Raw genomic sequence first — 23,480 nt, forward strand, 5'->3', positions numbered from 1 at the left:
GAGGTGAAAATTATGAGTAATTTAAACGAAGTACAAGCAGCAGCTTGGAAAGGATTTAAAGATGGTGATTGGCAAAATAATGTTAATGTCCGCGATTTTATTCAAAAAAACTACACGCCATATGAGGGCGATGAGTCTTTCTTAGCTGGCGCAACTGAAGCCACAACTAAGTTATGGGATAAAGTAATGGAAGGCATTAAAATTGAAAATGCTACCCATGCCCCTGTGGATTTTGATACAAGTGTTATTTCGACAATTACTGCTCATGATGCAGGTTATATTGAAAAAGATTTAGAAAAAATTGTTGGCTTACAAACTGAAAAACCATTAAAACGTGCAATTATTCCGTTTGGTGGTATCAAAATGATCGAGAATTCTTGCAAAGCTTATAACAGAACGCTTGATCCTTTAGTCAAAAAAATCTTTACTGAATATCGTAAAACTCATAACCAAGGTGTTTTCGATATTTATACTCCAGATATTCTTCGTTGTCGTAAATCAGGTGTTATTACAGGTCTTCCTGATGCTTATGGCCGTGGTCGTATTATTGGTGACTACCGTCGTGTTGCGCTCTACGGTATCGACTACTTAATGCAAGATAAATTTGCACAATTCAATTCACTACAAGCTGATTTCGAAAACGGTGTTGATCTTCCAATGATTATGCAACGTCGTGAAGAAATTGCTGAACAGCATCGTGCACTTGGCCAAATTAAAGAAATGGCAGCTAAATACGGCTTCGATATTTCTGCCCCAGCAAAAACTGCACAAGAAGCAGTTCAATGGACATATTTTGGTTATTTAGCTGCGGTTAAATCACAAAATGGTGCTGCAATGTCATTAGGTCGTACTTCGACTTTCTTTGATATTTACTTCCAACGCGATCTTGAAGCTGGTTTAATTACAGAAAAAGATGCTCAAGAAATTGTTGACCATTTTGTTATGAAGTTACGTATGGTTCGTTTCTTACGTACGCCAGAATATGATGAATTATTCTCTGGTGATCCAATTTGGGCAACTGAATCTATCGCTGGTATGGGTGTTGACGGTCGTACATTAGTTACTAAGACTTCTTTCCGTTTCTTAAATACTTTATATACAATGGGTCCATCTCCAGAACCTAATATGACAATCCTTTGGTCTGAAAAATTACCAAGTGGATTTAAAGAGTTCGCATCAAAAGTATCTATCGATACATCATCATTACAATATGAAAATGATGATTTAATGCGTCCTGACTTTAACAATGATGACTATGCTATTGCATGTTGTGTAAGCCCAATGATTGTTGGTAAACAAATGCAATTCTTTGGTGCGCGTGCAAACCTTGCTAAAACTCTACTATACGCAATCAACGGCGGTGTGGATGAAAAATTAAAAATGCAAGTTGGTCCTAAAGAGGCTCCAATCACTGATGAATATTTAGATTTTGATACAGTGTTTGCTCGTTTAGACCACTTTATGGATTGGTTAGCAAAACAATACGTAACTGCATTAAATGCTATTCACTATATGCACGATAAATACAGCTATGAAGCATCATTAATGGCGCTTCATGATCGTGATGTTATTCGTACTATGGCATGTGGTATTGCTGGTCTTTCAGTTGCAGCTGACTCTCTTTCTGCGATTAAGTATGCAAAAGTAAAAGCAATTCGTGATGAAGATGGTTTAGCTACTGACTTTGAAATTGAAGGTGAATATCCACAATTTGGTAATAACGATCCACGAGTTGATGATATCGCTGTTGATTTAGTTGAACGTTTTATGAAGAAAATTCAAAAACTTAAAACTTATCGTAATGCAACACCTACACAATCTGTATTAACCATTACATCAAACGTTGTTTATGGTAAGAAAACAGGTAATACTCCAGACGGACGTCGTGCTGGTGCGCCATTTGGACCAGGTGCCAACCCAATGCACGGTCGTGACCAAAAAGGTGCGGTAGCTTCATTAACATCTGTTGCTAAACTTCCATTTGCTTATGCTAAAGATGGTATTTCTTATACTTTCTCTATCGTTCCAAATGCATTAGGTAAAGATGATGATGTGCGTAAACGCAACTTAGCTGGTTTAATGGATGGTTATTTCCATCACGAAGCTACAGTAGAAGGTGGTCAACATCTAAATGTTAATGTATTAAATCGTGATACATTATTAGATGCGATGGAACATCCTGAAAAATATCCACAATTAACTATTCGTGTTTCTGGATATGCGGTGCGTTTCAACTCATTAACTAAAGAACAACAAAATGACGTAATTAATCGTACATTTACACAAAAAATGTAAGTGCGACAAGAGCGCACTTATTCGTCTAACTATTTGATTTTTAATCAAAAGTTAGGTAGGTTAATTAAGGTGAACAACTTTAATTGACCACCCTCACAATATCCGAGTAGGGCGTTTATACATGTCCGAAAGGATATTGTATAACCTGTACTCGGTAAAGAATATATTAAAGTCCGTGGGAGACAACTCTCATACTTTAAAGAACAAATTCTTTGGACAATTCAACTAATCATATCTGATATTCTGGAAGATTCCAAGGAGTTCAATAAGAGATTATTGAAACGCCCAAGGAAACGAAAGAACCCATCAGCGTATAGTTTAAGCTAGAATTGACCTATTGTGAAGTTATAAGTGCATAAGCTGTTATTATCATTGTTGAAGCACAATTGCTTATAAATTAGGTAAAAGTGCGAGTCAACCTGTTATATGACTAACAGTAGCCTAGGGATAGTGCGAGACTGGCAACGGTCTGGTGCGGAGCTTCCTGACAATGTACCCCCTTGAGGAATAGCAAGGTTAATGCGTATCGTGAGGTAACATTAGGTAATGACAAGTAGCATGTCATGAGGGGCTAGGCTAAATAGAAAGATGAACGTAAGTGAATTGTTGATAAACGTCGTGAATTGTAAAGAGCTTAAGCTACTGACAAGCTCTAACCAAAAAGGTATATAGTGGGATATCTCTTTTTACATTGGGGATACGTCATCATAAACATTATCGGCGAACAGACAACATCTTAACTATTTGTGTGATAATAATGGAACTTGGTAAGCCTGTATTTCCGCCCTAGGGCAGGTAGAGCGTAAGCGATACTGTTGGGGGTGCAGGTAAGGGAGGTTAGAGAAAGCGAATGATTGGCTGTAATGGCTGATATAGGGTATGAAACATGACCTAACCCGAAAGGGTGCAGACTTCTAACTGGTCTTTCATCGTAAGATGTTGGCTAATCCTTTTGTGGTCATTTCTTCGGGAATGATTGGGTGAGGACAGGAAATAGGCAAGTGAAAACAAGCCCATTTCCCTACTCTAACAATTCACCATGTGACAGAGAAGTAGAATTTATTTGGCAACCTGAATAATTCTTCTTCTTGTTGTCCGCAACGAAGAAATTATTCACAACAAACCAAGTAGATTTCTGCTTATTTCTGTTACTATAGGAGTAAGTATGAAAGAGCACTCTAAGTTTAACGAAAAAGTTAAAAGTAGTCCAGCTCCAGCGACTCCTGACATGAATGAGCTATGGCACAAGATTGATTGGGTCAAAGCAACAAAGCATGTTAAAGGGTTGCAGGTACGGATTGCGAAGGCAACAATTGAAGGTGACTACCGTAAGGTTAAACGCTTACAACGGTTACTGACACGCTCAACGTATGCTAAGCAATTAGCGGTGCGGAGAGTGACAGAAAACAGAGGTAAAAGAACGGCAGGGGTTGACAAGGTAACATGGTCAACACCAATGAGTAAATGGAAAGCCATTGCAACGCTGACAAGTAAAGGATACAAACCGATGCCATTAAGGCGGGTTTATATTCCCAAGTCTGATGGAAAGAAGCGCCCTTTAGGCATTCCGACCATGAAAGACAGAGCAATGCAAGCGCTATATTTATTTGCTTTACAGCCTGTTGCAGAAACAACGGCGGATAAAAACTCGTATGGTTTTCGAATCAATCGTTCAACGGCGGATGCGATAAGCCACGTGCACAAGATATTTTCACGCAAAGGGAGTCAAATGAGACAAACGGCGCAATGGGTATTGGATGCGGATATACAGGGTTGTTTTGACCATATTAGTCATGATTGGTTAATAGCCAATATTCCGATGAATAAACGGATATTAGCAAAATGGTTAAAATCGGGCGTTGTGGACATGGGACAGGTCAAGCGGACGGCAGAGGGTACACCACAAGGGGGTATCATCTCACCAACTTTAGCAAATATGGCACTAGACGGCATTGACGAGCTATTAACTAAACACTTTGGTGTAATTGGAAATAGACAACGGCGAGCTAATAAGGTGTACATGGTTCGATATGCGGACGATTTTATTATATCGGGGAGTTCGAAAGAATTACTTGAAAATGAAGTTCTGCCAATAATACGGGAATTTTTGAAAGAGAGGGGATTAACCTTATCGGAAAAGAAAACTCACGTTGTTAATATCGAGCAAGGATTTGATTTTCTCGGTTGGACGGTGAAATCATTTAAAGGCAAATTGTTGATTAAACCGAGCAAGAAGAATGTGAAAGCATTTTATCGCAAGGTAAAAGAAACGATAAGCAAAATGAAGATGGTTAAGCAGGACATACTTATAGCAAAATTAAATCCGATGTTAAGGGGATGGGCTAACTATCACCGCAGCATTGTTGCTAAAGAGACGTACAGTAAAGTAGACTATCTAGTCTGGCAAGCGATTTGGCGATGGTGTTGTCGAAGACACAGTAACAGGCGGAAACGATTTGTTAAAGAGAAATACTTTACAAAGATACAAAGCAGAGACTGGATATTTGGCACACAGACAACGAATCGACACGGCGAGAAAATATGGACTGAATTACTGTTTTGCAGTAAGACAGAGATTAAACGTCATGCTAAGGTAAAATCGGAATATAACCCGTTTTTACCTGAATGGGAATTATACGGCGAAACGTTATACCAAAAACGGATGTACGAGGATTATTCGCACAGAAGTCAATGGCAAAGGTTGTATAAGGAACAAAAAGGGCGTTGTGGACTATGTCATCTCCCTATCACAAAAGAGACGGGATGGCATGACCACCATATTATATACCGTGTACAGGGTGGAGATAATAAACTGAAAAACAGGGTTTTATTACATCCTGTATGTCATACTAAAGTTCATGCACTGAAGTTAGACGTATTGAAACCGACTTAGCAATAAGTTAATAGAAAGGCTTGAGCTGTATGCGGAGAAATTCGCTCGTACAGTTCTTAGGGGGCGGCGACACAGTAATGTGTCGTTGCTACCCGACTTTAGTTAATTGTTAACTTAATCGAAATAGCGTCTTTAAAGGCGCTATTTTTTTATCAGTGCAAATATTATTTTTGCCATCTTTAAATTAAATATTAATACGATGATAATAATTTACTATTGTTGATATTTATCCAGTATAATTAATCAAAATATAATTCGTGACGATTAATACTATTGGTTTAAGTTTGACGGTAGTGGAGTTAAAATTATTAAAAAGTCATATGAGCAATGATTCGAGATTATCTATGGAACAACAAAATATTATTATGACAACTAATTCGCCTATTAAAGGCCGTATCCACTCTTTTGAATCCTTTGGTACTGTTGATGGTCCAGGGATTCGTTTTATTGTTTTTTTTCAAGGTTGCTTAATGCGTTGCTTGTATTGCCATAATCGTGATACATGGGATTTAAAAGCTGGCCGAGAGGTCACCGTTGATGAGCTTATGAAAGAAATTGTTTCTTACAAAAGTTTTATTATGCCTAATGGTGGTGGTGTGACAGCTTCGGGCGGTGAGGCTACGTTACAAGCTGAGTTTGTTACTCAATGGTTTAGAGCTTGTCATCAAGAAGGCATTAGTACTTGTTTGGATACTAATGGTTATGCAAGGCAGCTCGACCATGTTGTTGATGAACTTTTAGAAGTAACAGATTTGGTCATGCTTGATTTAAAGCAAGTTAATGATGAAATTCATCAAAAATTAGTTGGAGTACCAAATAAACGAGTTCTTGAATTTGCTAAATATTTGCAAAAAATTAATAAGCGAACTTGGATACGTTATGTTGTTGTTCCTGGGTGGACTGATGATGATAATTCAGCACATCTGCTTGGTAAATTTATTGAGGGGATGGATAATATTGAGCGTGTAGAATTACTTGCTTATCATAAACTAGGTGCTTATAAATGGGATACGATTGGTGATAAATATAAGTTGGAAGGCGTTGAGGCTCCACCAAGAGAAACCCTTGATAGGATCCAAGGTATTTTAGAAAGCTATGGTCATTATGTTACATTTAGTAAATAGTTGATAGATTGTTTGATAAGAGGCGCATTCAATTGTGCCTCTTTTGTATCTATTGTAATCTTTTTCGTTTTATTGCACGTATAACAAAAATCCCACCCTCAAAAGCTAGAATGCAGACAGATAACCAAATAAATCCATATGATACAATATGTTCTGATGAAACTTTCTCATGCAAAAACAGTATAGAAATAACTGTTAGTAGTACTGGCTCTACATATCCTAATAAACCAAATAATCCCATGGGCAGTAAGCGACTTGCAACAAAATAGATTGCAAAAGCAATAGCCGTGATGATCCCCAAGGTTGGTATGTAAATCGGGAAATGAGAAAGATCACTAACAATTTTGTCTAAACGATAATTTAAGGCACAATATATAAGGCACCCTAGGAAGATAAAGAAAAAGTCAGAAAAGGTGCCCACAATGCCATCTATTCGCAATTTGCTCCTTGTCATAAAGTAGATTGGATACCCCAAAGCAATAACAGCGGTTTCCCATGAGAAAGCACCAGTGATGTAAATTTCAATGGCAACGCCTAATACTGCAAGTGCAACAGCTATTTTTTGCAAGAAGCTGAGCTTTTCTTTATAAAAAATTTGCCCAGAAATCACCATTGCTAGTGGCAATAAAAAATAACCTAGCGATGCTGATAACCCATGTCCGTTAAGTGGTGCCCAAATAAAAATCATCATTTGTATTGTGAGCAAAACAGAAGAAAATAATAACCCCAATAAAAAAAGTGGTTGTTGTTTTATTCGTCTAAAAAGTGCAGTTATAACTGACCACTGTTTTCCCGCAATGATTAATATAGCTATTGCAGGAAATGAAGTTAGTAATCGCCAACAAAAAATATCAACAACAGATAAGGAGTGTAACAAAACTGGGTAGTAATACAGTAACCCAAATAGACATGATGCCAGTATTGAAAGCGCTACACCTTTTATCATTTTTTTCACCTTTATTAATAAAAAAATAGCGCTAATAGATAGCGCTATTCTCTAAGATAATGTAAGTTATTTAATAAACTCAACACCATTCATATAAGGTACTAAAACGGATGGAACTTTAATTGAACCATCTGCTTGTTGATAGTTTTCCATAATAGCAACAAGTGTACGTCCAACAGCTAGACCAGAACCATTTAGTGTATGTACTAAATATGTTTTATTATCAGCTTTATTACGATAACGAGCTTGCATTCGGCGAGCTTGGAAATCCCACATATTTGAGCAAGAAGAAATTTCTCGGTATGTATTTTGAGCTGGTACCCATACTTCAAGGTCATAGGTTTTACAAGAGCCAAAGCCCATATCTCCAGTACATAACACAATTTTTCGATATGGTAATTCAAGTAATTGCAATACTTTTTCTGCGTGAGCAGTTAACTCTTCTAATGCCTTCATCGATTCTTCTGGCTTAACAATTTGAACCAATTCTACTTTATCAAATTGATGCATACGGATTAAGCCGCGAGTATCTTTACCGTAAGATCCTGCTTCAGAGCGAAAGCAAGGAGTGTGTGCTGTCATTTTTAATGGTAATACACTTTCATCAAGGATTTCATCGCGCACAAGATTAGTTACAGGCACTTCGGCAGTTGGAATTAATGCATAATTACTGCTTTCAGCTTCTTCATCAAGCGGTTTAGTATGAAATAAGTCACCTGCAAACTTTGGCAATTGTCCTGTTCCAAAAAGTGTTGCTTGATTGACTAAATACGGTACATAAATTTCGGCATAACCATGCTGTTCTGTGTGTAAATCTAACATGAATTGAGTAATAGCACGATGTAAGCGTGCGATTTGTGATTTCATAACCACAAAACGTGCACCTGTGAGTTTTACCCCTGCTGCAAAGTCAAGATCACCAAAGCGTTCTCCTAATGCAACATGATCTTGAATTGGGAAATCAAATTTTCTTGGTGTGCCAAAGCGTGAAATTTCAACATTATCATTTTCATCTTTTCCATCAGGAACAGAGTCATCAGGAATATTTGGGATAGTGGAAGCGATATCTTTAATTTTGCTTAGTAGGATATCAAGCTCTGCTTTAGCGCTATTGAGTTTTTCACCAAGTTTATTGACTTCTTCACGGACAGCTGTAATATCTTCGCCTCGTGCTTTTGCTTCACCAATTGCTTTTGAACGAGCATTACGTTCGGCTTGTAAGTTCTCGGTTTCAACTTGTAATACTTTGCGTTTTTCTTCTAAGTGACGAATAGTATCAACATCTAATTTAAATCCTCGACGTGCTAATTTATTAGCAACAACATCCAATTCATTTCGGAGTAAATTTGGGTCCAACATAAATAGTGTCCATTATTAACTAGGGAATATCTTTCTACTTTATCGTTATTCTATTATAGAAAACAGAACATATAAATTAAAAAGTAGATTAATTTACCGATATTAAAATTTGTTAGCTTAGTATACTAGAATTATATTGGGATTCAACCGAAATGGCGACCAGAAGAACTTTAGGGAACTAGTAAAATATTATTTATTCAAATAGATAGACGATAAGCTGTTTTTTGATATATTAATCATATACAAATAAATATTTTTCATAATATCGGCTAGAGGGCTGTTTATCTTTGAATAAAAAGAAAATAAAAAGCATAAAGATGTTGTTATAATATAATTTCGAATTACTTAATATCGATATAATCATCAGATTATTTGATTATTTAGGATGATAATAGTAAGCACAGTGAATCAACCTCACAATATACAGCTCATGGTAATTGAAATAGATTGAATAGGCTGTAGTTATTTTGTCCACGTTTTTGTTCTGATTTCTTCTTGAAGCTGTAATTTTGCAAACATCCGTTTAGGCTTGAGATTTTTCGCTTCTAACTCTTTTAAACATCTGATATCCGAAATTTCTAGATCATCGTATTTTTCCTCCATTTATAAAAAGTTGAATATCCCATATCTTATTTGAGTTAAAGCGCTTTAATTGAGAAACGTGCTTTAACTTTTTTAATATCGGTACGATTTGGTGCTTATCACCTTTTTCATATTCAAATTCTCTTTTACTTTTATTATAGACAATTTTCTACTTTTTAGAAGATAGTTATAATAAAGGGGGGAGCTTTTAGTTCCCCTTTTTATTCGTTTTATTGTATTTTAGTTTTTGGTTGATGTTGATGTAAGTAGGTTTCCTAAAAAAACTAATAAATATCAATAATGAAGTCAATATCTTGTTGTTCTTGTAATTTTACCCTTAACAATTCTTTAAGTTCTTTTATTAAGCTATTTAGTTCAAATATTTCTTTTTTTGTGAGTAGCCCTGTTTTTGATTTTAATTCTTTAATTCTTAAAATTTTTTGCTTGATATTTTTGCACATTATTTACACTCCTTTCATTATTTAAATTTACTATAACTTATTACTTTTTAAAAATATTTGAAAGATTTCAACGATCAGTAACATCAATTAATATAGGTTTTAGCTATCGTGCGCTATTTAATCGATCTGTAAAACCGATCATAATATACTACCAATCAAAATTGATTTAAAGAATAAGAAAAAGATAAGTTATGTTTTGGTAAAAATGTAGTAGATGATATCGTCGATTTTTATCAAAAAAATCAAATTGAATATAAAGAATTATGGAAAATATTAATCAAATTTTTAATATTTCAGTATCGGATTGTAATGATTCTGTAAATTGGTAGCTTGATTATAAATGGATAAATAGACGTGTTTATCGAGTATATTGTGAGTTAAGGCTTAACCTCAGAATAAAACATAGAAGCGTATTTCATTTCGAACACCAGAAAAGTTATCATATTTCTAATAAAAAAGGTGAATGTTGGTTAATGGTTTTTATGAGTGATAGTAGCTGTAATCAACGTCGCTTTAGGACATTCAATGTCATCGATGGCTTTAATCGTGAGGCGTTAGAGATTGATATTGCAGTAAGCTTACCAGCGGGAAGAATTACCCGTTACTTAGATAAACTGGCTGAATATCTAGGGTATCCATTAAAAATACGGGTCGATAATGGACCAGAATTTACAGGAAAAACCTTTATAAACTGGGCTAAATCACATGATATAGCCATTGATTATATCCAGCCCGGTAGTCCTTATCAAAATGGCTATATTGAACGATTTAATCGTACTGAAGTACTCAATTTATATCTTTTTAACAAATTAGTACAAGCAAGGAGAATAACCGAAGAATGGTTAATGATTTATAACACTGAAAGACCACATGAGGCATTAAATAACATGACACAGCAAGCAGCGTAATTTTCTACATTAGTTTTAACTATGCGGTATCAAAATTTCCAAAATATACAAATAAACGTACAAAGTGGTGTGATGAGTAGTTCTTCGCTGTTTTTGAATCTGGATATAATAAGATAAGTTTTTGTTTTTTTATTATTGCTATAACTGATAAAGTGTTCGAAAGTGGTTAATGGCGCACCCGAAGGGATTCGAACCCCTGACCGCTCGGTTCGAAGCCGAGTGCTCTATCCAGCTGAGCTACGGATGCGTGTAAGTTCGTTAAAAAAGTGGTGCATCCGAAGGGATTCGAACCCCTGACCGCCCGGTTCGTAGCCGGGTACTCTATCCAGCTGAGCTACGGATGCGTTTTGAATTTATTTAAAATGGTGCATCCGAAGGGATTCGAACCCCTGACCGCCCGGTTCGTAGCCGGGTACTCTATCCAGCTGAGCTACGGATGCATATTTTAATTTATTTAATGGCGGTGAGAGAGGGATTCGAACCCTCGATGCAGCTTTTGACCGCATACTCCCTTAGCAGGGGAGCGCCTTCAGCCTCTCGGCCATCTCACCAATGTATTATGATTTTGCTTTAACAACAAAATCATAATGTGTGGCGCACATATTACGTTTTACAAAAAATAAGTCAAACATTTTTTTGCTTACGCGTGCTAGTTGTTTATTTCCTGCCCAATATTACCCTATGGACTTAGGTATTTCATCATTTGCTTCTTGTGGTTGATGAATTTTGTTATATATTTCTTCCCTATGAATAGAAACTTCTTTAGGTGCATTAATACCTACTCTGACTTGATTTCCCTTCACGCCCAAGATGGTAATAACTACATCATCACCAATTATTAGTGTTTCACCTACTCTCCTAGTTAAAATTAACATTAGATCTCCTAATATCAGTTAAGTATATATCCAAACAATTTTAATATATAGCTTTATCAGCCCCCATCAATAAGACGGGATTTTACAGAAAACTCTAATATTCAATTAACAAATATTTTGAGCCTATCTGGCTAATTTGCTTGTAATTTATTACTGATTTCCTTTTTCACAGAAGATAACGCTTCTGGTAATGCCGAGAGATCCATTCCACCTGCTTGAGCGAAATCAGGTCGCCCACCCCCTTTACCGCCTACTTTTAATGCTAATTGGGAAACCAAATCTCCTGCCTTAACTATATTGACTAAGTCATTGGTTACACCTGCAGCTAAATTGATCTTATCATCATTGACAGCGGCTAAAATTATTACACCTGTCTTTAATTGATTTTTCAGATCATCAATCATAGTCCGTAATAATTTTGCTTCAACATTATCAAGTTTAGCAATTAGTAAATGTTTATCATTGATTTTTTCACATTGATTAAGTAATTGTGCACTTTCTTGGCTAGCTTTCTGTGCTTTTAGTTGTTCAATTGTTCTTTCAAGCTGTTTAGTTTGCTCGATCAATTGCTCAATGCGCACTAAAACTGCCGATTTGTCACTTTTAGTTAGTTGTCCAATTTGAGTTAATAAATTAGATTCATTATGGATCAGATCCATTGCATTTTGCCCTGAAGTTGCCTCAATACGGCGTACACCAGAAGCTATGCTTGATTCTGATATTATTTTAAATAACCCAATATCACCAGTTCTATTTACGTGAGTACCACCACAAAGTTCAATTGAAAAATCGCCCATTGTTAGAACTCTAACGATATCTTCATATTTTTCACCAAATAAAGCCATAGCGCCTTTATCTTTAGCTTTATCAATTGGCATTAGCTCAATATCAACTGGTAAATTACGACGAATCTGTTGATTTACTAAGTTCTCTATTTCAATAATTTGTTCTGGCGTAATGGCTTGATTATGTGAAAAGTCAAAACGTAAATAGCTATCATTAACTAGAGACCCTTTTTGGTGGACATGGTTGCCTAAAATACGTTGTAAAGCCGCTTGTAATAGATGCGTAGCTGAGTGATTACGTCGAATACGTTCACGCAACTCAACATCAATAGCAGCAATGACATTATCACCAACTTTTAAAGAGCCTTTTATAATTTGACCAAAATGACCAATACTTTTACCATATTTTTGGCTATCAAAAACACTAAATTCAAGATTAGCCGCGGTTAGTAAGCCTTTATCACCAATTTGGCCACCAGACTCTCCATAAAATGGTGTTTTGTCTAAAACGACAATAGCTTCATCACCTGCGTTAATATTTTCGACTTTTTGGCCGTTTTTAAATATAGCAATAACTTTTCCTGATGATTCTGTTGCTTGATAACCTAAAAATTCAGTTTTATCATCAAGCTTGATAACATTACTATAATCAACATTAAATGAGCTTGATTCGCGAGCTCGCTTTCGTTGCTCTTCCATGCATTGGTTAAAGCCATCTTCATCGATAGTAATGTTTTTTTCACGACACACATCTGCCGTTAGATCTAATGGAAAACCATAAGTATCATAAAGTTTAAATGCGATATCTCCAGGTAAAACTTTCCCCGTTATTTTGGCTAATTCCTGATCTAATAAAGATAACCCTCGTTCAAGAGTCTTTAAAAATTGCTCTTCTTCAATTTTAAGTGCATCTTCGACTAGTTTTCGATTATTTTCTAATTCAACCGCTGCGCTTCCCATCACATCAATTAATGGTTTAACTAATTTATAAAAGAAAATATCTTTTGCTCCTAGCATGTGCCCATGACGCACTGCGCGTCGAATAATGCGGCGTAGTACATAGCCTCGTCCTTCGTTTGAAGGTAAAACTCCATCTGAAATTAGGAATGCACAAGAGCGGATATGGTCGGCAATAACGCGTAGCGATTTATTTTCTAAATCTTTAGTCTGAATAACGTTAGCAGCATCATTAATTAATTTCTTAAACAAATCTATTTCATAATTAGAGTTGACGTGTTGTAGCACTGCAGCAATACGTTCTAGTCCCATACCAGTATCCACAGATGGCTTAGGTAATGGTTCCATTGTTCCATCGGGATGGCGATTAAATTGCATAAAGACAATATTCCAAATTTCTATAAATCTGTCACCATCTTCTTCTGCGCTACCAGGAGGTCCTCCCCAAATGTGATCACCATGATCATAGAAAATTTCGGTACAAGGACCACAAGGACCGGTATCACCCATCTGCCAAAAGTTATCTGAGGCATACGGAGCACCTTTATTATCACCAATACGAATTATGCGTTCTTTAGGGATGCCGATTTCTTTTTCCCACATTGCATATGCTTCATCATCTGTCTCATAAACGGTAACGGTTAACTTCTCTTTAGGTAGGTTAAACCACTCTTTGCTGGTCAATAATTCCCATGCAAAATGTATTGCATCATGTTTAAAGTAGTCACCAAAACTAAAGTTTCCTAACATCTCAAAAAATGTATGGTGTCGAGCAGTATAACCAACATTATCTAAATCATTATGTTTTCCACCAGCACGGACGCAACGTTGCGATGTTGTTGCTCTAGTGTAAGAACGCTTATCAACACCAAGGAATACATCTTTAAATTGATTCATTCCAGCATTAGTAAATAATAATGTTGGATCATTGTGTGGAACAAGGGAACTACTTGCGACAACTTCATGTCCTTTGCCACGGAAAAAGTCAAGAAAATTTTGACGAATTTCTGCAGTACTTTTCATTTATGCTTCCATATAAAACGATAGATTTTTAAACATAGTAATATACCCGTTACAACTAAAGTTGAAAAGTAAATCTTCCTAAATTGGAGTGGAGCTAACTAATATTTATTACAAGTAAATAGGGATAAAATAAAAAAAGAATTAATGAGCTTTATTTGTAATAGGCTTTAAATTATATGTTTTGTATTCTAGATATTATAATTATTTAAGTCAATAAATCGTAAGCAGCTTTAATATCATCTTGTGTATAACCTCTAGCAACTAAAAACTGAGTAACTTTTTGTTTTTTATTGTTATTTTCGGATTTGATTTGTTTTGACTTTTTTAATAATTGTTTATATGCAAGGTTTCCCCAGTTTATATTAGAGGCTTGTAATAACTGACGGCTTAAGTCAACAGATAAACCCCGTTGTTTAAGTTCTATTGCAATTTTATACTTTCCGTAGCCTTTATTGGCACGCATAACAATATAATTTTCAATATAATGGGCGTCATTTATCCAATTTTGATTAATACAATGTTCAATCACATCTTGTATTTCAATTTTTAGTTTAGTCAATTGGTCATGATATTCTTCTTCTGTATTTTGTTGCTTCTTTGCAAAAAAGAATATCATTTTTTGGCTTAGTTCATACGAAGAGTGATCGCGCTGTGCAAGTAATTGCACAGCTTTATTTAGGATTGATTTATTGAGTTTTTTTTCATTATTCAATGCTGTCATTCTCTAATGAAATATCGTCTTCAGGGGCTGTAAAATCTGCTGGACTATTTAGTAATAAATCACGTAGTTTTGTTTCGAGCTCTTTTGCGATTTCAGGATGTTCTTGCAAAAACTTAATTGAGTTAGCTTTACCTTGTCCAACTTTTTCGCCGTTGTAGCTATACCATGCACCAGCTTTATCGACTAACTTATGTTTAACCCCTAAGTCAATCAATTCGCCTTCTTTAGAAATACCACAACCATAAAGAATCTGGAATTCTGCTTGTCTAAAAGGTGCTGCAACTTTATTTTTAACCACTTTAACTCGAGTATCACTACCAATAATATCTTCGCCTTCTTTCACAGAACCTGTGCGACGAATATCAAGGCGAACAGAAGCATAGAATTTTAGTGCATTACCGCCTGTTGTTGTTTCTGGGCTACCAAACATAACACCAATTTTCATACGAATTTGGTTAATAAATACAACTAAACAATTTGCATTTTTGATATTCGCAGTTAGTTTACGTAATGCTTGTGACATTAAGCGAGCTTGTAATCCCATATGAGAATCGCCCATTTCACCCTCAATTTCAGCTTTTGGAGTTAATGCTGCGACTGAGTCAACAATAATAACATCAACAGCACCAGAACGAACCAAAGCGTCGCAAATTTCAAGGGCTTGCTCTCCTGTATCAGGTTGAGAAACTAATAAGTCATCAACTTGAACGCCTAATTTAGCTGCATAAATTGGATCGAGTGCATGTTCAGCATCAATAAATGCACAAGTCTTACCTTCTTTTTGAGCTTGTGCTATGACTGATAAGGTAAGTGTTGTTTTACCAGATGATTCTGGCCCAAAAATTTCAACAATTCGACCCATTGGTAAACCGCCAATACCTAGAGCAATATCAAGACCTAAAGAACCTGTAGATACAGCATCTACATCTAACGTTTGGGTGTCCCCTAAACGCATAATTGAACCTTTACCAAATTGTTTTTCGATTTGACTTAATGCAGCAGAAAGTGCGCGTTGTTTGTTTTCGTTCATATTATAAAATTCCAATGAGTTAGGATTGGTAATATTATACTGTATTGTTATACAGTATCAAGTTTTTTTCTCAACAATTATTTAGTTAACTATGGAAATTAAGACACAAATTTTATGGATGATTTGTTTTATGTAATAATTGAAACTAACAAATGGTGATGAAATATTGATATTCAAGATTAAATTTATTGAATTATTTTGTTAATTTTATAGCTGTGAATTTTTATCAAACCTAAATTAATATTGATTATTTTAGTATAATGAAAAGAATAACGCATTTTATAAAGATTATATTTGATAATAATCAAAACCCACTAATTTAATTTAGTAATACTTTCATAAAAAAATGTCATTTGATATGATTAGCTTTGGAGCTAATATAACCAACTTTTATTCATTAAAATATTTGTTCTTCAAGAAACTATTTAATAATAACTCATTAATTTCATACTCAAATGTTATATTACTCTGAAATATTTATTTAGGTTAAAATATATTTCGAAATAAAGGAAAACAATGACCATTGATAAACAACATTATGTTTTATGCTCACACTGTGATTTGGTCATAGAATTAACTGATATAACAGTAGGGCACAAAGCTGTTTGTCCACGCTGTAATACTACATTAGCTAAAAATAGTAGCAATATGAAATTTAGAGCTGCTATGTATGCAGCTTGTTCATTAATTATGATTATTGTCGCCTGCGGCTTTGTCTTTATTGATATCCGAATTGTAGGAAATTACATTGGCGTTAGCGTATTAGATATTCCTAAGACCCTGTATTTTGATAAATATAGCTATGTTTCAGCGCTTTTTATTTTATTTGTTTTACTTTTCCCTATATTCAATTTATTAATCATCGTCCTGCTTTGCTCCAGAATTCAATTAACAAAATATCGCAAACGCGATCTACTTATTGTTTATGAAAAATTTCAACATTGGTGTATGCCGGAAATCTTTCTTACTGGTGTTTTGGTCAGTTTTGTTAAATTAATGAGTTATGGCAGTATTGGGGTCACTGGTACGTTTTGGGCGTTTTGTCTATTTGTCTTTTTTTATATAAAATCTTTAGTTATTTTCTCGCCTGAAGTAATTTGGAACGAAATTCATCGTAATAACTTTGCTGTTAATTCATTGAAAGTTGGAAAAACAGGAATTAGTCAAAATCTAAAATTATGTAATTGTTGTCAGGCTATATTACCCATACATTATAAAAAATGCCCTCGATGTAAACAAAAAAGTAAAATTAGGGATCGTGATAAAATACAATGGACTATAGCTTTATTAATTACTTCATTAATTCTTTACATTCCAGCTAATTTATTTGGAATTATGATAACCGTTGTTTTGGGGGCTGCATCAACTTCAAATATCATGGATGGAGTTATTTATATGTGGCAAGCAGGTGATGTACCTGTTGCTCTTGTTATTTTTCTCGCTAGTGTTGTTATACCAATTTTAAAAATTATTTCACTAAGTTGGCTTTGTTATTTTGCATTAGCAGTAAAACGAAAAAATAAGAATAATTGTTTAAAAATGAAAAAATTATATAGTGCAGTTGAGTTTATTGGTAAATGGTCAATGATAGATATATTTGTTGTTTCTGTCGTTTGTTCTTTAGTGAGAAATCAGCAAATGATGGGTGTTTATCCTGATATTGGCGTTACATTCTTTGCAACTGTCGTTATTATCACAATGATTGCATCACAAAAATTTGATCCTCGTTTAATTTGGGATCGTCCGCAAAATAGAAAATAGATTAATAGGAACAATATGGCAACATCAAGTAAATTGGCAAAAATAATTAAAATTAGAGCTATTTCAGCAATATGGATTATTCCCATTGTCACTGCAATTGTTGGTCTATGGATAATCTACTCTCATTATGCTGATAGAGGTACCTCGTTCACATTACTTGCAAAAGACGCAAGTGGCATTGTTGCTGGCAAAACGGTAATTAAAAATCGCAGTGTTGATGTGGGTATAGTCGATGAAGTGACTTTATCTGATGACTACCAGCAAGTGGTTATAAAAGGCCGTGTTTATAGCGACATGGCTCCATTGCTGAAAAATGATTCGATTTTTTGGGTCGTCAAGCCAGAAATTGGTCGTGATGGGGTAACGGGATTAGGTACTATTTTATCGGGTGTCTATATAGAATTAGCCGCAGGGAACGATAATCATAGTTTTCAAAATAAACCTTTTGTGCTTTCTGATGCGCCTCCGTTGTCTGATCCTAGTATCAAAGGTATTCGTCTAAAATTAGAAAGTGAGCAAAATGGTGTGATTCCTCGAGGGGCAGCTATCATGTTTCATGGTTATCGTGTAGGGAATGTGGAGACCTCGGAATTTGATGTTGAATCGCGTAAGATGAAATATCAAATTTTTATTACTAAACCTTATGATGTGTTAGTAACACAAAACGTACGATTTTGGAAAGAAGGAGGTATCAATTTAACTCTTTCATCTCGAGGTGCAAGCCTAGATGTTCCTTCTCTGGATGTATTAATGTCTGGAGGAATTAGTTTTGATTTACCCGAAGGATCCAAATTAGGTGCACCCGCTGAGCAAAATGCAGTTTATACATTATATGAAGATAAAAAATCTATCCAAGATTCGCAATATACTGAATATAAAGAATTCCTTATTATGCTTTCTGATTCTATATCGGGATTAACAGAGGGAGTACCAGTTGAATATCATGGTATTAGATTAGGAACAGTATCTAAAGTACCATTTTATACCGCTGAAATGTTAGAAAAATCATCAATTTTAAATAAAAGGGTGCCGATATTAATTAGGATAGAGCCTGATCGTTTATCTGAATTAGTTGATGAGAAAATCGATATTGCCGCTTTGATAATGAAAGAACAAAAAAATGGGTTAAGAGCGTCATTAAAAACTTCAAATATGTTTACTGGTGCGCTATATATAGATCTTGATTTTTATCCTGAATTAAAAAATAAGTATGATCCACAACTAGCGAAGCAGTTTGGTTACGATACAATTGAGGCGACTTCGACAGGGATTGCGCAAATTCAGGCAAAAATTATGCAGTTACTTGATAATTTTAATAATTTGCCACTTAACAATACTCTATCGCAGTTCAATCAATCATTAGCTTCGAGTGAACGATTAATGAAATCGTTAAATCGTATTATGGCAAGTAAAGAGATGCAAAATATACCAAAGGATTTACAAAAAACATTACGTTCATTAAATGAAACAATGAAAGAATTACAACCAGGTTCTGAATTAAATAACCAAATGAAAGAGAGTTTACAAAAAGTGCAACAGATGATGGATGAATTAACGCCATTACTTAATACTCTCAATGATAAGAGCAATGCACTGATTTTTTCTGCTCCAGCGAAGAAAGATCAAGAGCCTAAAGCAAAAGGTAAAAAATGATGAACAAAATATATAAAAAGCTACTTACAATCATATTTATGCCATTACTTGCAATATTAGTCGGTTGTTCAGCTAACGACCCAAGTAAAAGCTATTTTCAACTAACTAGTAATTTACCAAGTCCAGTATTGCAAAAAATAAAAACTACCAAATATTTTATTTGGATTGAGTCGGTAGATGTGGTGAGTTTTTTAAATAAACCAGGTATTGTATTACAAACTGATAATATCAAATATGAAACAGCAATGCATCATTTATGGGCTTCAACACTATCTCAGCAATTGCAAGAACGATTGACGCAAGATTTAACGGTCATGTTACCAAATTATTTAGTCTCTAGCAGATCAATTACAACGCCAACATTGACGGTAAAGTTATTTATTGATGGTTTTCACGGAAGCTATACTGGTGATGCGGTGATTAAAGGACGATGGGTTGTTACTGATAGTAAAAATAATATTGAAAGCAAACCATTTGAACGCCATGTTCCTTTAGCAAGTAATGGATATGATGCTTTAGTTAATGCGCTATCTAAAGGTTGGCAGGATGAAGAACTAGACTTTGCAAACTCAATAAAACTTTAATGTCATAATAATATTCCGCCATAATGTTGGCGGAATATTTGAATTTAAACGGTAATTGATCTTAATGATCGTTTGAACTGACTAAAAACCTTGTCATCAATTTCTACCCATTTACGAACACTATTGATAAATGCGATTTTATCGGCTTTTAAAAGGTCATCTTTTAAAATCGTTTTTTCTAACAATTGATTGTGATCTAAATAAAATTGTCTCATGGTGCCAGCTAGTAACCCCGATTCTTTTTTAGGGGTAATCCATTGATCATTAATCCGCAATGCGAGGTTACCGTTAACAAATTCAGTTATTTCATTGTGTTGGTTAAAATTAATATATTCTTTTCCTGTAATTAAATTAGGAAAATGCTCCCGATTAGACGTTTTATGATACAAATATACGTTTTGGTTATGAACGTACTGCTTTGCAAATTCGATTTCATTGATCTCCATTGGCGAGTTAATTATATTCTCGCTAATAGTATATAGCCCATTTTTTTGCAGTAAAATTCTGACTTTATAAATATTTTCAATATTTTTATTAGCTGCATTTGCTAACTTAATAAGTTGCAACTTAATTGCATTGATGTCATAGTTAAAATCAAAATAATCAGCTGATTGAGAAAGTCTGCTTAAATGTTCTTCCAATAAGAAAAATTGCCCTTTTTCAAGCAATAATGATTCAATGACATATTTGGGAGAAGAGGTGGTGCGAGTTAAAATTGCTGTTTTAGCTAAAATCTCGTTATATTCATCTTGTGAGGTTGAATCCCAAGTGATCCCTCCGCCAACACCATAATGCATTTGTTGATTGTGTATGGTTAAAGTACGAATTGGGATATTGAATATAGCTTTGTTCATATATGGTTCAATATAACCAATTGTCCCGCAGTAAACTCCACGTGGTGAGTTTTCAATATCTGCAATAATTTGCATTGTACTGGTTTTAGGCGCTCCAGTTATTGATCCACAAGGAAATAGTGCTTGAAAAATATGATATAAATTAACATGTTCTTTCAATTCACCTTGAATCATAGAAGTCAATTGCCAAACGGTTGGATATTTTTCGGCTGAAAATAATTTAGGAACTGTAACTGATCCTGCCTTTGCAACCCGACTTAAATCATTACGTAATAAATCAACAATCATCATATTTTCAGCTTGGTTTTTTTCAGAGAATAATAATTCTAATTGTTGTTTATCTTGGTGATTATTTAAACCGCGCGCAGTTGTTCCTTTCATTGGTTTTGTTGTAATAATTTTATTTTCTAACTTAAAAAATAATTCTGGCGAAATTGATAAAATACAATAATCGTCAAACTCAATATAAGCGCAATAGTCGGCTTGATTGTTCTTTTGTAGAAAGTGGTAATAATTAATAGCACTTTCGTTAAATGGAGTAGTAAATTGAATTGTATAGTTGGTTTGATAAGTATTGCCTGATTCAATTTGAGATCGAATAAAGTTAATTTTTTGATTATATTCCTCTCTTGATGTATCGCTTATCAAATCAAAAGTTGGTGGAGTGTAATCACTTATTTCTACATGTTTTTGCTCAATGATAGAAAATTTATCAAAAATACCAAATATCAATAGCGGCAAATCATGATTTTGTTTTGTTTTATTTTCACTATTGAACCCCATTGCGCTTTCATAAGCGAGATATCCAACCGCATAATAGCCTTGTTGTGTGAATTTTTCGATTGAATCAAATTGTTGTTTGATTGTTGAATAATCATCAGACTTTAAAATGGCGATAGGGTTGCAAAAATATTTATGTTGACCTTCAAAGTCGATATGAATTTTCATTTTAGTATTGCTCATGGACAAAATTATCAATCATTTGTAAACCAAATTCGGTTTTAATTGCTTCAGGGTGAAATTGAACAGATTCTATGGGTAACTTTTTGTGACGTAATCCCATAATCAATCCTTGATTGTTTCTTGCTGTTACGATTAATTGAGAGTCTTTTGGTAAAAGCTTATCACAAGCAATTAATGAATGATAACGAACAACCGAAAGAGGGCTTTTGATCCCTTTAAACACGCCTTGACCATCGTGCGTTATCTCATCGACTTTTCCATGCATAGGTGTTGGTGCTTTGATGATCTTATAACCATAATATTGAGCAATCGCTTGATGCCCTAAACAAACTCCCAATATTGGGCAAATATGACTAAATTCGGCAATAGTTGCAAGTGATATTCCAGCATTGGTAGGCGATCCCGGACCAGGCGAAATGATAATCTTAGAAAAGCTGAGCTCTTTTATTTGTTCAATTGTCATTTCGTCATTTTTAATCACTTTAACTTCTGCGCCAACTTGACACAAATAATTGTGAATATTGAAGGTAAAAGAATCATAATTATCTATTAATAATATCAAAATAGAGTCCATTAATTACATAGCATATTGTTTTTAAAACATTGGCATTTATAACAGCCAAATTCCAGTTATATCCAGAGTTATTATACCGTTAATACAGTTAAAAACAGATATGATTGCCAGTTTGCTATCTTTTTATTTCCTTTTTTATACTGAAACATAGTGTTACCTGAAACTTTTTAACAAAAATTCTCTTTCTCTGTGATAAATCTCACAAAGACATACAGCTCTACTTGTATGGTAGTATTTGTGTTACTTATTACGTTAGCCGAAGCTGGAATTGTCAAAATTTTTCTGCAATAGCTCAACATGAAAACCTATCGGCTATTTTGGAGACTATAAAAATAGTATCAAAACAGAAGAATGAATGGTTTGTTGATTAATCTTCATTAACGATCTGAATTATTATTTTGAATATTTTCTGTAATTATGCCATTTGTTTTTTTGTTGTAGTTTACTCTGGTGCAGGCAATTATTTATTTTTACGTAAATAACCTAAAACGCCAAAACCTTCTATTATCCATTTTCCATCTTTAAAGATTAAAGGAAAAGTTGCTCTACTGCTTGCATTTGGTCCGGGGTTTTGTTGCACAATTTCAATTTCGTTGTCGGTTACTTTACTTATAATGGCAACATGCCCATAATTTGACCAATTAAGGATAATAATATCTTCAACTTTTGGTTTAGTTGGTGAACCATTATGAAACTGTAATAAATTACGTTGACGATTAATTTTTCCATCAACGATTGAAGGGTCAAAGAAATCTTTTGCATGCCCATAGCTATTGGGCATTTTGTGATTGAAGCGTTGATAATAATAGCGTTTGATGAATTCAACACATTGATATTTCAGACCTAAGTTATAGCCGTCTTTAGCAATATTTCTTCCACTTACATTATTGATGCTACCATTATAATAGACTTTCACACCATTAAATTCATCAACGACTTTGCCAATTTTCTGTTTATCAATTTCAACATTAGCAAAAGCACATGAATTAAGTGTATAGTAGCTTAATACTGATAATAGCCAAAGTAAAAAAAGCTTTTTTTTATATTTTAATAACATATTTATTTCCATTGTTTTAATTATTTATTATTGTTTATTTTATTGAAAAATAAAATTTAGTCGATAAGTAAAAAA

At 34.4% G+C, this 23,480-nt stretch carries 17 protein-coding genes and 4 tRNA genes; 7 read left to right on the forward strand and 14 right to left on the reverse strand.

The features are described 5' to 3' along the window. Positions 1-12: 12 nt before the first annotated feature. From pflB to pflA, 3 genes are all read left to right on the forward strand, one after another. Complete coding sequence (gene pflB, locus J6569_RS00735) at positions 13-2,295, forward strand: formate C-acetyltransferase (RefSeq protein WP_085164906.1); 2,283 nt, start codon at positions 13-15, stop codon at positions 2,293-2,295. Positions 2,296-3,523: 1,228 nt separating this feature from the next. Continuing rightward, positions 3,524-5,188 carry a group II intron reverse transcriptase/maturase gene (gene ltrA / locus J6569_RS00740; RefSeq protein ID WP_366941218.1) on the forward strand — a complete coding sequence of 555 codons (1,665 nt, stop codon included), beginning with the start codon at positions 3,524-3,526 and terminating at the stop codon, positions 5,186-5,188. 344 nt (positions 5,189-5,532) lie between these two features. After that, positions 5,533-6,312, forward strand: coding sequence for a pyruvate formate lyase 1-activating protein (gene pflA / locus J6569_RS00745; RefSeq protein WP_218055817.1), 780 nt, complete (start codon positions 5,533-5,535; stop codon positions 6,310-6,312). A gap of 49 nt (positions 6,313-6,361) precedes the next feature. Here the strand turns inward: pflA and rarD are convergent, their stop codons facing one another. The 3 genes from rarD to J6569_RS00760 all read right to left on the reverse strand — a co-directional run bounded on the left by rarD (position 6,362) and on the right by J6569_RS00760 (position 9,660). After that, positions 6,362-7,258 (reverse strand): EamA family transporter RarD, encoded by an 897-nt coding sequence (gene rarD, locus J6569_RS00750; protein WP_296317191.1) that lies wholly within the window; start codon positions 7,256-7,258, stop codon positions 6,362-6,364. Between the two features lie 66 nt (positions 7,259-7,324). Next, complete coding sequence (gene serS / locus J6569_RS00755; RefSeq protein ID WP_296317193.1) at positions 7,325-8,617, reverse strand: serine--tRNA ligase; 1,293 nt, start codon at positions 8,615-8,617, stop codon at positions 7,325-7,327. Positions 8,618-9,483: 866 nt separating this feature from the next. Further along, positions 9,484-9,660 (reverse strand): hypothetical protein, encoded by a 177-nt coding sequence (locus J6569_RS00760; protein ID WP_155266131.1) that lies wholly within the window; start codon positions 9,658-9,660, stop codon positions 9,484-9,486. Between the two features lie 443 nt (positions 9,661-10,103). Here J6569_RS00760 and J6569_RS00765 point away from each other — a divergent pair, with 443 nt between their 5' ends. After that, complete coding sequence (locus tag J6569_RS00765) at positions 10,104-10,568, forward strand: integrase core domain-containing protein (RefSeq protein WP_366941219.1); 465 nt, start codon at positions 10,104-10,106, stop codon at positions 10,566-10,568. Positions 10,569-10,738: 170 nt separating this feature from the next. Here J6569_RS00765 and J6569_RS00770 read toward each other — a convergent pair. The 8 genes from J6569_RS00770 to recA all read right to left on the reverse strand — a co-directional run bounded on the left by J6569_RS00770 (position 10,739) and on the right by recA (position 15,959). Then, a tRNA-Arg gene (locus tag J6569_RS00770) sits at positions 10,739-10,815 on the reverse strand. A 20-nt stretch (positions 10,816-10,835) separates the two neighbouring features. Next, positions 10,836-10,912 (reverse strand) — tRNA-Arg (locus J6569_RS00775). A gap of 19 nt (positions 10,913-10,931) precedes the next feature. Further along, positions 10,932-11,008 (reverse strand) — tRNA-Arg (locus J6569_RS00780). An 18-nt stretch (positions 11,009-11,026) separates the two neighbouring features. Then, positions 11,027-11,119 (reverse strand) — tRNA-Ser (locus tag J6569_RS00785). Between the two features lie 123 nt (positions 11,120-11,242). Then, complete coding sequence (gene csrA, locus J6569_RS00790; protein WP_034913196.1) at positions 11,243-11,443, reverse strand: carbon storage regulator CsrA; 201 nt, start codon at positions 11,441-11,443, stop codon at positions 11,243-11,245. Between the two features lie 131 nt (positions 11,444-11,574). Beyond that, positions 11,575-14,208, reverse strand: coding sequence for an alanine--tRNA ligase (gene alaS / locus J6569_RS00795; RefSeq protein ID WP_296301021.1), 2,634 nt, complete (start codon positions 14,206-14,208; stop codon positions 11,575-11,577). A gap of 205 nt (positions 14,209-14,413) precedes the next feature. Then, positions 14,414-14,920: a regulatory protein RecX gene (locus tag J6569_RS00800; protein ID WP_296301022.1), complete on the reverse strand. Its 507-nt coding sequence runs from the start codon at positions 14,918-14,920 to the stop codon at positions 14,414-14,416. Next, entirely contained in the window at positions 14,913-15,959 is a 1,047-nt protein-coding gene (gene recA / locus J6569_RS00805) for a recombinase RecA (protein ID WP_065574897.1), read from the reverse strand. The genes J6569_RS00800 and recA overlap by 8 nt, the downstream gene beginning before the upstream one ends. Positions 15,960-16,475: 516 nt before the next feature. On the opposite strand from recA, the gene J6569_RS00810 reads away from it, so the two are divergent. From J6569_RS00810 to J6569_RS00820, 3 genes are read left to right on the forward strand one after another with little or no spacing between them, the layout of a single operon-like run. After that, entirely contained in the window at positions 16,476-17,720 is a 1,245-nt protein-coding gene (locus J6569_RS00810; RefSeq protein ID WP_065589839.1) for a PqiA/YebS family transporter subunit, read from the forward strand. Positions 17,721-17,735: 15 nt separating this feature from the next. After that, entirely contained in the window at positions 17,736-19,373 is a 1,638-nt protein-coding gene (gene pqiB, locus J6569_RS00815; protein ID WP_085164896.1) for an intermembrane transport protein PqiB, read from the forward strand. Then, positions 19,370-19,957, forward strand: a complete 588-nt coding sequence (locus J6569_RS00820) for an ABC-type transport auxiliary lipoprotein family protein (RefSeq protein ID WP_296301024.1) — start codon at positions 19,370-19,372, stop codon at positions 19,955-19,957. Before pqiB ends, J6569_RS00820 begins: the two co-directional genes overlap by 4 nt. Before the next feature lie 44 nt (positions 19,958-20,001). Here J6569_RS00820 and pabB read toward each other — a convergent pair whose 3' ends face one another. The 3 genes from pabB to J6569_RS00835 all read right to left on the reverse strand — a co-directional run bounded on the left by pabB (position 20,002) and on the right by J6569_RS00835 (position 23,405). Then, entirely contained in the window at positions 20,002-21,759 is a 1,758-nt protein-coding gene (gene pabB, locus J6569_RS00825) for an aminodeoxychorismate synthase component I (protein WP_296317197.1), read from the reverse strand. 1 nt (position 21,760) lies between these two features. Further along, the gene (locus J6569_RS00830) at positions 21,761-22,336 is read right to left on the reverse strand and encodes an aminodeoxychorismate/anthranilate synthase component II (protein ID WP_296301026.1); all 576 of its coding nucleotides are present in this window, start codon (positions 22,334-22,336) and stop codon (positions 21,761-21,763) included. Positions 22,337-22,808: 472 nt separating this feature from the next. Continuing rightward, complete coding sequence (locus tag J6569_RS00835; protein ID WP_296317199.1) at positions 22,809-23,405, reverse strand: CHAP domain-containing protein; 597 nt, start codon at positions 23,403-23,405, stop codon at positions 22,809-22,811. Between the last annotated feature and the right edge of the window lie 75 nt (positions 23,406-23,480).

It is taken from the genome of Gilliamella sp. (genome assembly GCF_024104075.1).
Taxonomy (GTDB): domain Bacteria; phylum Pseudomonadota; class Gammaproteobacteria; order Enterobacterales; family Orbaceae; genus Gilliamella; species Gilliamella bombi.